General features: G+C 47.0%; 5 protein-coding genes, 16 tRNA genes and 1 rRNA gene. All 22 read right to left on the bottom strand.

The features are described 5' to 3' along the window. Positions 1-4,144 (bottom strand): hypothetical protein (locus GON22_RS25005; protein ID WP_160398800.1); only part of this gene is annotated, 4,144 nt, incomplete at its 3' end. A gap of 922 nt (positions 4,145-5,066) precedes the next feature. After that, entirely contained in the window at positions 5,067-5,414 is a 348-nt protein-coding gene (locus tag GON22_RS25010; protein WP_160398804.1) for an antibiotic biosynthesis monooxygenase, read from the bottom strand. Positions 5,415-5,454: 40 nt separating this feature from the next. Then, positions 5,455-6,477 carry a FecCD family ABC transporter permease gene (locus GON22_RS25015; protein ID WP_160398801.1) on the bottom strand — a complete coding sequence of 341 codons (1,023 nt, stop codon included), beginning with the start codon at positions 6,475-6,477 and terminating at the stop codon, positions 5,455-5,457. After that, positions 6,470-7,477: a FecCD family ABC transporter permease gene (locus tag GON22_RS25020; RefSeq protein ID WP_336604368.1), complete on the bottom strand. Its 1,008-nt coding sequence runs from the start codon at positions 7,475-7,477 to the stop codon at positions 6,470-6,472. Before GON22_RS25020 ends, GON22_RS25015 begins: the two co-directional genes overlap by 8 nt. A gap of 12 nt (positions 7,478-7,489) precedes the next feature. After that, on the bottom strand, positions 7,490-8,449 hold the full coding sequence (locus GON22_RS25025) for an ABC transporter substrate-binding protein (protein ID WP_202113498.1): 960 nt from the start codon (positions 8,447-8,449) through the stop codon (positions 7,490-7,492). Positions 8,450-8,864: 415 nt separating this feature from the next. Next, positions 8,865-8,938, bottom strand: a tRNA-Pro gene (locus GON22_RS25030). Positions 8,939-8,942: 4 nt separating this feature from the next. Then, positions 8,943-9,019 (bottom strand) — tRNA-Arg (locus tag GON22_RS25035). Positions 9,020-9,025: 6 nt separating this feature from the next. After that, positions 9,026-9,100: transfer RNA gene (locus GON22_RS25040), tRNA-Gly, on the bottom strand. A 5-nt stretch (positions 9,101-9,105) separates the two neighbouring features. Continuing rightward, positions 9,106-9,191, bottom strand: a tRNA-Leu gene (locus GON22_RS25045). A 15-nt stretch (positions 9,192-9,206) separates the two neighbouring features. Next, positions 9,207-9,279: transfer RNA gene (locus GON22_RS25050), tRNA-Lys, on the bottom strand. A gap of 15 nt (positions 9,280-9,294) precedes the next feature. Continuing rightward, a tRNA-Tyr gene (locus tag GON22_RS25055) sits at positions 9,295-9,379 on the bottom strand. Positions 9,380-9,387: 8 nt separating this feature from the next. Continuing rightward, positions 9,388-9,463 (bottom strand) — tRNA-Thr (locus tag GON22_RS25060). Between the two features lie 19 nt (positions 9,464-9,482). Continuing rightward, positions 9,483-9,558: transfer RNA gene (locus tag GON22_RS25065), tRNA-Phe, on the bottom strand. A gap of 17 nt (positions 9,559-9,575) precedes the next feature. Next, positions 9,576-9,652, bottom strand: a tRNA-Asp gene (locus GON22_RS25070). Positions 9,653-9,687: 35 nt separating this feature from the next. Continuing rightward, positions 9,688-9,764, bottom strand: a tRNA-Met gene (locus tag GON22_RS25075). 17 nt (positions 9,765-9,781) lie between these two features. Next, positions 9,782-9,857: transfer RNA gene (locus tag GON22_RS25080), tRNA-Val, on the bottom strand. Positions 9,858-9,860: 3 nt separating this feature from the next. Next, positions 9,861-9,935 (bottom strand) — tRNA-Glu (locus GON22_RS25085). 16 nt (positions 9,936-9,951) lie between these two features. Continuing rightward, a tRNA-Ser gene (locus GON22_RS25090) sits at positions 9,952-10,042 on the bottom strand. A gap of 5 nt (positions 10,043-10,047) precedes the next feature. After that, positions 10,048-10,123, bottom strand: a tRNA-Asn gene (locus GON22_RS25095). Between the two features lie 15 nt (positions 10,124-10,138). After that, positions 10,139-10,214, bottom strand: a tRNA-Ala gene (locus tag GON22_RS25100). Between the two features lie 14 nt (positions 10,215-10,228). Further along, a tRNA-Ile gene (locus GON22_RS25105) sits at positions 10,229-10,305 on the bottom strand. A 107-nt stretch (positions 10,306-10,412) separates the two neighbouring features. Further along, positions 10,413-10,637, bottom strand: a 23S ribosomal RNA gene (locus GON22_RS25110); the annotation flags it as partial.

A 10,637-nucleotide genomic window follows, 5' to 3' on the forward strand; every position in this document is an offset into this window, starting at 1 on the left:
ACTGGTAGTAACCATTTTCGGAAGTCGACATATACACCGCGTAGCTGGTTGCATGCATCACGCTATTCCACGTAACTGTTGCGGTTGTATCCCCTGCTACCACTTGAACGTTGGTCGGTGCACCCGGACGAATCAAGGCGATTTCATTGGAAACCACACTCGTTGCCGATCCGTTCACTGCCGTTACGACATAGTAATAGGACTTGTACTGATTGTCCCCATTTATTGAATCTACATCGAGATAGCCCATGTAAGACCCATTTTGCACAATGCCAATGCTTGTATAAGGACCTCCTGGCGTCTCCGAGCGTTTTACTTCATAATGTGCCGCTCCTGCAATCTGCGTCCAGGTTAAGTTAAGCCCGCCATCGCTATCTATGAACTTCGTAACATTCGGCGCACTTAATGTGCTAGTTACTTCAATTGAATAACCACTTGTTCCACCTGCATTAACTGCCTGGATGACGTAATAGTACGTTGTGCCAGAAGTAACCGAATAATCTAAATAAGCAGAACTGGTTACATTAGTGGCAATTACCGTGTATGGTCCACCTGCAACCGTAGCTCTCTGTACAATGTAGGAATTGGCCTCCAGAACAGCGTCCCAAGTTATGTTTACTTGAGAATTTGTCCAAATTGCACTTACATTTACCGGCGCGTTTGGCGCAGTAACTTGAATTGTAGCAGAGACTTCATTTGAATTCGCACTCTCTACCGGTCCATACAAAGCAGATACTACGTAATAGTAAGTTTTTCCACCTACTAAATTTGTATCAGTGTATGTGAGTTGGGCTGCTGGAAGTGAGGCGATATTCGAATACGGCCCTCCTGCTTCTACAGAACGTCTAACCACATACCCAGTAGCCCCGTCTGTCGCATTCCAGTTTAAGATAGACTGTTTGTCTTCAACCGTTGCAGTAAGTTGCGGATGCAAGTTACCAACCCCGAAAAGATTAAATTCTGATACATACAAAGAGGAAGATTTCAGAACGATCGCATACACACCCGTAATAGGAGCTGGAAGACTCTCAATTCCGTTATTCGCAATAGGCTTGTATTGACCGATTTTCACATTATTACTGTCGTAAAATTCCACATACGAATCATAACCATTTTGATTATTTATAATCACCGAATTAATCGTTTGTGGGGCAGAGAACTTGTACCAAGCCACACTGGAACCCAAGCTTTGCTTGGTAGATACGTTATTATCGGTGAATAGCTGGGTTGTAGAAGATTTGTTTCCTAGTGCTGTACCTGTATTGAGCGTCACGCCGTCCAATAAACCGCCCGTGTACTTTGTTGCATTGGGCAACACAGTCACCACATTGGATTTCATACTTTCACCAGCTTCATTGCTAGCTGTAACGGCATAATAATAAGTCGTTCCGTTCGTTACCGTTGTATCCCTGTAGGTTGTGCCCGTAAGATTGGTAGCAATCGTTTCGAATGGGCCCGACGTAGACGTTGTAGACCGTTGGACGTTATACCACTTGGCTCCGGTTGAACTCCAATCAACTTCCGTCCACTTGTCCCATCCCGCGGAAAAGCCAACAGTAGGTACATTAGGTATAGCCGGAGGGGCTGTATAGACATTAAATTCATATGCATACAAGGAGGTTGATTTTAGAACGACCGCATACACACCCGTAATTGGGGTTGGGAGACTCTCAACTCCATTATTCGTAATAGGCGTGTACTGACCGATTTTCACATTGTTACTATCATAAAATTCCACATACGAATCATACCCATTTAAATTGTTGATAAGCACTGAATTTATCGTTTGTGGGGCAGAGAACTTGTACCAAGCCACACTGGAACCCAAGCTTTGCTTGGTAGATACGTTATTATCGGTGAATAGCTGGGTTGTAGCCGATTTGTTTCCTAGTGCTGTACCTATATTGAGCGTCACACCGTCCAATAAACCGCCCGTGTACCTCGTTGTGTTAGGCAGTACGGTCACCACATTAGAGTTCGCACTTTCACCAGCTTCATTGCTAGCTGTAACGGCATAGTAATAAGTCGTTCCGTTCGTTACCGTTGTATCCCTGTAGGTTGTGCCCGTAAGATTGGTAGCAATCGTTTCGAATGGTCCCGATGAAGACGTTGTAGACCGTTGGACGTTATACCATTTGGCCCCGGTTGAACTCCAATCGATTTCCGTCCATTTGTCCCATCCCCCGGAAAAGACAACAGTAGGTACGTTAGGTATAGCCGGAGGGGCTGTATAGACATTAAATTCATATGCATACAAGGCGGTTGATTTGAGAACGACCGCATACACACCCGAAATTGGGGTTGGGAGACTCTCAACTCCATTATTTGTAATAGGCGTGTACTGACCGATTTTTACGTTGTTACTATCATAAAATTCCACATACGAATCATAGCCATTTAAATTGTTGATAAGCACTGAGTTAATCGTTTGTGGGGCAGAAAACTTATACCAAGCCACACTGGAACCCAAGTTTTGCTTGGTAGATACATTATTATCGGTGAATAGCTGGGTTATAGAAGATTTGTTTCCTAGTGCTGTACCTATATTGAGCGTCACGCCGTCCAATAAACCGCCCGTGTACCTCGTTGTATTAGGCAGTACAGTCACCACATTGGATTTCACACTTTCACCAGCTTCATTGCTAGCTGTAACGGCATAGTAATAAGTCGTTCCGTTCGTTACCGTTGTATCCCTGTAGGTTGTGCCCGTAAGATTGGCAGCAATCGTTTCGAATGGGCCCGATGAAGACGTTGTGGACCGTTGGACGTTATACGATTTGGCTCCGGTTGAACTCCAATCGACTTCCGTCCACTTGTCCCATCCCCCGGAAAAACTGATTGTCGGCACATTGGGTACAACTGCTGGGGTTGTATAAACGTTAAATTCCGACGCATACAAGTAGGAAGAAGATTTGAGAACGACTGCATACACACCCGTAATAGGGGCTGGAAGGCTCTCAACTCCATTACTTGTAATAGGTGTATATTGACCGATTTTTACATTGTTATTGTCGTAAAATTCTACAAACGTATCATTATATCCAGAGAGATTATTGATAACCACTGAACTTATTGTTTGTGGTGTGGAAAACTTATGCCAAGCAACATTGGAATTCAAGCTGATCTTGGTAGATGCGCTGTTATCCGTTAATAGCTGGGTTGTAGCGGCTTTGTTTCCTAGTGCTGTACCTGTATTGAGCGTCACGCCGTCCAATAAACCGCCCGTGTACTTTGTTGCACTAGGCAGTACGGTCACCACATTGGATTTCACACTTTCACCAGCTTCGTTGCTAGCCGTAACGGCATAGTAATAAGTCGTTCCGTTCGCCACCGTTGTATCCCTGTAGGTTGTGCCCGTAAGATTGGTAGCAATCGTTTCGAATGGGCCCGACGTAGACGTTGCAGACCGTTGGACGTTATACCACTTGGCTCCGGTTGAACTCCAATCAACTTCCGTCCACTTATCCCATCCCGCGGAAAAACTAATGGTCGGCACATTGGGTACAACTGCTGGGGTTGTATAAACGTTAAATTCCGACGCATACAAGTAGGAAGAAGATTTGAGAACGACTGCATACACACCCGTAATAGGGGCTGGAAGGCTCTCAACTCCATTACTTGTAATAGGTGTATATTGACCGATCTTTACATTATTATTGTCGTAAAACTCCACAAACGTATCATTATATCCAGAGAGATTATTGATAACCACTGCATTAATCGTTTGCGGTGCGGTAAACGTGTACCAAGCAACATTGGAATTCAAGCTGATCTTGGTAGATGCGCTATTATCCGTTAATAGCTGGGTTGTAGCGGCTTTGTTTCCTAGTGCTGTACCTGTATTGAGCGTCACGCCGTCCAATAAACCGCCCGTGTACTTTGTTGCACTAGGCAACACGGTCACCACATTGGATTTCACACTTTCACCAGCTTCATTGCTAGCTGTAACGGCATAGTAATAAGTCGTTCCGTTCGTTACCGTTGTATCCCTGTAGGTTGTGCCCGTAAGATTGGTAGCAATCGTATCAAATGGGCCCGATGAAGACGTTGTGGACCGTTGGACGTTATACCATTTGGCACCGGTTGAACTCCAATCGATTTCCGTCCACTTGTCCCATCCCGCGGAAAAACTAATGGCCGGCACATTAGGTGTACCTGTAGGAGTTGTATAAACGTTAAATTCTGATGCATACAAGTAAGAAGCAGATTTGAGAACAACTGCATACACACCCGTAATAGGGGCTGGAAGGCTCTCAACTCCATTACTTGTAATAGGCGTGTACTGACCGATTTTTACATTGTTACTGTCGTAAAACTCCACAAACGTATCATTATATCCAGAGAGATTATTGATAACCACTGCATTAATCGTTTGTGGTGCGGTAAACGTGTACCAAGCAACATTGGATACCAAGTTCTTCTTGGTAGATGTGTTATTGTCCGTTAATTCCGTAACCGTAGTAAAGGTAGGGTTATTAAAAGTCGCCCCGCTTTTTAAGGGGAGGTTATCCAACAATCCTCCTGAATACGTGGTAGGTGCCGCTGAAACATTAATTGCAGGGACAATCTGGAACAGTAATGCTAGAATTAAAAAGATACGAGTAACTATTTTCAAAATTTCCCCTCCATTATTAAATCAATGTTTTCCCAAAATCTCTCTCAAGATTACATACCTCGAGATGAACAGAATGCCTAGTAAGTGAATATCCTCTAAGAACTGCTCCGTCTAACCTGCTAAAGCTTCTTCATCTGTCGCTGAACCTACACCGGGTTGGTAATCTATCACTTCCATTTCCCACTCTCTGAGATAACATTTGTTAAACTATGTAGCATCTTTGATATACTAGAATAATATTTCAGTAATTGCAATAAAAATGCACCGATTTAAACAGGGAAAATATATAAAACGATTACATTCCAGCAAAAAATAAGTGACGGTCTTCTCATCAGACTTTCTGCAGAATAGCTATCCCAAACCTTTCTGGAGAAGTTGACTTGCAAACATAAAAAAATACACCGCCAGGATCTAAGACCCATCTGGCGATGTATTTAATATCGATATACAGTTATACGTCTGTCCGATCCTTAGCCCTCGCAGCCTTGCCAACCCGAACCTTCTTCACCTCATACATACTCACGACCGTGCTAATCACGTACTCTGGAGGCTGCTTGCCCCGCGCATCCCGATGCCCTTGAATATGCTCAGGGCTTTTCTCCCACGCCTTCCACGCCTCTTCTGACTCCCAGCGGATAAGCAACGCTACCTCGTCCACCTCTCTAGCGCGTTTATTCACCATAACCGTAATATCAATGAGGCCTTTTCTAGCGTCAAGTGCGCCCTCCTTGCTAAAGCGTTCGACAACTTGATCGGCGTAACCGGGCTTAACTGAAATCGTCCTCTTCTGAATGAGCATCATTATTCCCTCCTTCATTGAATCCCTCTGCCTTGCCATACTATCTCTTCGAAATAATTAGTAGATACACAAAATACGGCACACCAATAATAGAAACAACAATGCCAACTGCAAGCTCAGCAGGGGCAAAAACCGTCCTCCCGATGAAGTCCGCGACAACAATCATTAAGGAGCCGAGCAGCCCGCTGATTGGAAGGTTCAGCTGATGGCGCAGCCCGACCAGCCTTCGCGCCATATGTGGTGCAATAAGGCCAATAAACGCAATACTGCCGGATACGGCGACACTAACACTAACAAGCCCTATGCTGCAGACCAAAAGCCAATTGCGCTCACGCTCTACCTTCACGCCTAAGCCGCGAACATTCAATTCATCAAGCTGGAACAGATCAAGCACCTTCGAACGGGCCCAAATAATCGGAGGCAGCAAAATCAACCACGGCAGCATCATCACGATGTACTGCCAATTTGCGTTATAGATACTCCCGGCGAGCCATACTGTTGCCATTTCAAAGTCATTTGGATTCATTTTCAAACTAATATACATCGATAGCGAACCAAAGCCTGTAGCGACCGCGATGCCAACGAGAATGACTCGCTGCGGGTCCAAGCTCCCCTGATGCCTCGCAAATATAAAGATCATTGCCGTCGCGGCAAGCCCGCCAGCAATTCCGAACATCGGCATGAGCAGCACTGAAGCCCAGCCAGACACATCGATTTGCCCTTGAAACACGAGCATAAACAGAACAACAGCCATCCCTGCTCCCGCATTAATGCCCAGGATTCCTGGCTCCGACAGCGGATTGCGCGTAACGCCTTGAATAACGGAGCCCGCCAGTCCCAACGCGAACCCTACCATCACACCTAACACGATACGCGGAAGCCGGAATTCGAAGATAACTAGGTCAAACTCACGCACCGGATCTAACCTCAAAAAGGTCTTTATAACATCCCGCACGCTAATATCGTATGTACCGTTCGTTAAACTCACATACACGGCGGCCAGCAAGAGCATCAATGCCGTTACCAACACGAGATAAAACTTTGGTGTCTCAGCTCTAAGCATGCTTGCCCCCTCCTCTTGTCTTAATCAGATACAGAAAGAAGGGAACGCCGAACAGCGCCGTTACTACACCGACCGGAGTCTCGAACGGGTAATTCACGAACCGCGCCAACAAATCGCTAACAACTAGAAAGGACCCTCCAATAACACCGGATACGGGAACGATCCATCTGTAATCAATACCGGAAATAAATCTAGCGATATGCGGAACGATAAGGCCGATGAAAGCAATTTTGCCCGCCAGAGCAACCGATACGCCTGTCAAAATAACGACAGATAACATAGTTAAGCCTTTGACCCATTTTGTTCGCACACCGAGGTTGGCTGATATTTCTTCCCCTAGAGACAGAAGCGTTACGGACCGGGATAAAAACATTGCCAATATGATCCCCACCACCGCAAAAGGAATAGATATCTTTATTAACCCCGGATCCATCTGATCGAGCCTAGCGTTATACCAAAAACTAATATCCTGCGAGATTTGTTTATACATGGCAGTAGCTGCGGCAACACCATTTAGGAATGTGCCAACGATTGTACCGAGAATCGCGATTCCTACTGGGGACAGGCCATTCGGTACGAGCCAAGCAAGTCCGAAAACAAGCCCAACTCCAATTGCGGAGCCAATCATAGACAATGCTACGAGTCCTACAGAATGGACATCCGGCAGGAATGCAACCGCCAGCGTCACGACAAACACCGATCCGTCTGATACGCCAAGTATGGATGGGGAAGCCAGGTAATTTCTCGTCATCCCTTGCATTAATGCCCCCGAAATCGCCAAAAAAGCGCCGATCATGAGCGATCCAATCGCCCTAGGCACCCTAGAGGTACGTATAATCTGATGGTCAATGTTGTCCGGATCAAAATGAAACAACGCATCCCACACCGTATGGAGTGCGATCTGCTTCGCCCCGAGCACGACGGACAACACGACTACAATCCCCATTGCGAACGGTGCTAGCAGCAGCACCGTCGCGGGGACAACATTTTGTTTTTGTATCATGAAGTCATCTCACTTACCCGTATAAAGCTTCGTTTTTTTCAATGCATTGAGGAAATTGATTTTGCTGTAAGCCGTTCCGCCTTGAGCGAGCGGATCGACCAAGTTAATGAAGACGTTGCCGTTCTTCACAGCCTTGAGGCTCTTCCAAATCGGGTTTTTCTTCAAATTTTCAAGCGCTTTAGGCTGATCCACGTTCTCATCTGCTGAGAATTGCAAGAAAATGTAGTCCGGGTTGGTTCCCGCAAACTTCTCCAGTGAAATCTCTTCCTGCGCTTTAGCTTTCGAGATGATGCTAGGTACCGGTGCACCAAGATCGGCGTATAGGGAAGGATTGAAGAACAAGTCTTGCTGGTAGATGAACAAGTTGCCTGTCCGAATACGAAGTGCCACCGCGCTCTTGCCCTTCAGCTTCGACGAGAGCTTCAGCTTCGCGTCGGCCAACGAATTTTTATACTGTGTAATGGCTTGAGTCGCCTTAGCTTTTATCCCCGTCAGGTTTGCCAACAAGGTTAGGTTGTCTTCCCAATCAGAGGACACGTGCGACACTGGAATCGTCGTTGCGATCTTCGCAAGCTTCTTGTTCGTCTCTTCTGGGAATTTCGTGCTCGATAGAATGATATCTGGGTGCAGCTTCAGAATGGTCTCAAAATTGGGCTGTGTCTTCTCGCCAATTCCGGTAACACCGGAAGTGATGCTTGAGAATATCGCCGGGAACTTGCCTCCGACCTGAGGAGCCCCCAGCGGCTTGAAGTTCAACACCAGCGCATCTTCCATCGCTTCGAACGAGCCAACGATAACGATTTTGACCGTTCTAATCGGAACGGTATATTTAGCCCCATTGTAATTAATGACCTTCGTACTTGCCGCGGCAGAGACTTTGCTTGCAGCCGTTCCGCTTATCGTGAACGCAATCCCCATAAGCATGACGAGAGCTAATGATAAACCTTTCCATCCTTTGAAACTGAACATTTCGAACCACACCATCCTCGTGTCTGTTTAGAATGATAATCATTATTAATTAGATTGTAATCGATAGCGCCGTTCTCGAACATGGACAATATCCAGAATTGATCTGGATGATATTCGCATATGCGCATATTATCCAACATTCTCTGGAAGGCATAGGTCGAATATGCTTTCTACGGACCCGAGCAAGCACGAATTGGTGCGAATACGGTCGATGGCCATTCGTCACAGTATTTAGACATAAAAAAACATCGCCATGGCGTATAGGCACATGACGATGCATTTGAAGTCCATGTATAACACAAAACACCTTCAAGACCGGCACCCAACCTGAAGGTAGGATGCTTTCCCTTGAAGGTGTTTATATTTGCCTCACACTATGGGACCAGTCCCATGGCATGAATAAAAGTTTCTCAAATCGGGATGACACGATTCGAACATGCGACCCCCTGGTCCCAAACCAGGTGCTCTACCAAGCTGAGCTACATCCCGTAAATGGCGTGCCCTAAGAGATTCGAACTCCTGACCTTTTGATTCGTAGTCAAACGCTCTATCCAGCTGAGCTAAGGGCACTAATTATGGAGCGGAAGACGGGAATCGAACCCGCGACCCTCGCCTTGGCAAGGCGATGCTCTACCGCTGAGCCACTTCCGCATAGATGGTGCGGTTGAGAGGACTCGAACCTCCACGGGCGTACGCCCACTACCCCCTCAAGATAGCGTGTCTGCCATTCCACCACAACCGCATATGAAGTTAAAAGTGAGCCATGTAGGACTCGAACCTACGACACCCTGATTAAAAGTCAGGTGCTCTACCAACTGAGCTAATGGCTCTTGATGTAAAAGAAATGGTGGAGGATGATGGATTCGAACCACCGAACTCAGAGAGAGCAGATTTACAGTCTGCCGTGTTTAGCCACTTCACTAATCCTCCATAAAACATGGTGCCGGCGATAGGAGTCGAACCCACGACCTACTGATTACAAGTCAGTTGCTCTACCAACTGAGCTACACCGGCATATTCATTTCTCAAAAAATGGTGGCTCGGGACGGAATCGAACCGCCGACACAAGGATTTTCAGTCCTTTGCTCTACCAACTGAGCTACCGAGCCTAATTGCTGAATAATAATGGCGGAGCCGACGGGATTCGAACCCGCGGTCTCCTGCGTGACAGGCAGGCATGTTAGGCCTCTACACCACGGCTCCACACGATTTCTTCGGCAGCAATCCGAAGTTGAAATTGGTTGCGGGGGCAGGATTTGAACCTGCGGCCTTCGGGTTATGAGCCCGACGAGCTACCGAGCTGCTCCACCCCGCGACAGTATTTTAAATAAATGGTGGAGGCTGACGGGATCGAACCGCCGACCCTCTGCTTGTAAGGCAGATGCTCTCCCAGCTGAGCTAAGCCTCCATATGGTGACCCGTAGGGGATTCGAACCCCTGTTACCTCCGTGAAAGGGAGGTGTCTTGACCCCTTGACCAACGGGCCGAACTAAAATTTAATCTGGCAGAGAGGAAGGGATTCGAACCCTCGAGACCCGGTTAGAGCCTACACGATTTCCAATCGTGCTCCTTCGACCACTCGGACACCTCTCTATAACTGGCTCCCCGAACAGGACTCGAACCTGTGACAACTCGATTAACAGTCGAGTGCTCTACCAACTGAGCTATCAGGGAACAGTATAAAATTAGTGGTGGAGCCAAGCGGGATCGAACCGCTGACCTCCTGCTTGCAAGGCAGGCGCTCTCCCAGCTGAGCTATGGCCCCGTATGAAAAAGAAATGGTTGGCCTTAGTGGACTCGAACCACCGACCTCACCCTTATCAGGGGTGCGCTCTAACCAGCTGAGCTAAAGGCCAATAAAAAAACCACATTGCTGTGGCAGTGATTTCTATCAAGCATAAAATCACACCTTGAAAACTGGATACGAATGCTGAAGCAATACAATTTAGCTGGCATTAACGCTTAGGATAAGCCCTCGACCTATTAGTACCCGTCAGCTGCACGCATTGCTGCGCTTCCACCTCGAGCCTATCAACCTGGTCGTCTTCCAGGGGTCTTACTAATTGGGAAATCTCATCTTGAGGGGGGCTTCGCGCTTAGATGCTTTCAGCGCTTATCCCGTCCGCACTTGGCTACCCAGCGATGCTCCTGGCGGAACAACTGGTACACCAGCGGTGCGTCCATCCCG

This window comes from Paenibacillus sp. MMS18-CY102 (assembly GCF_009789195.1).
Taxonomy (GTDB): Bacteria; Bacillota; Bacilli; order Paenibacillales; family Paenibacillaceae; genus Paenibacillus_T.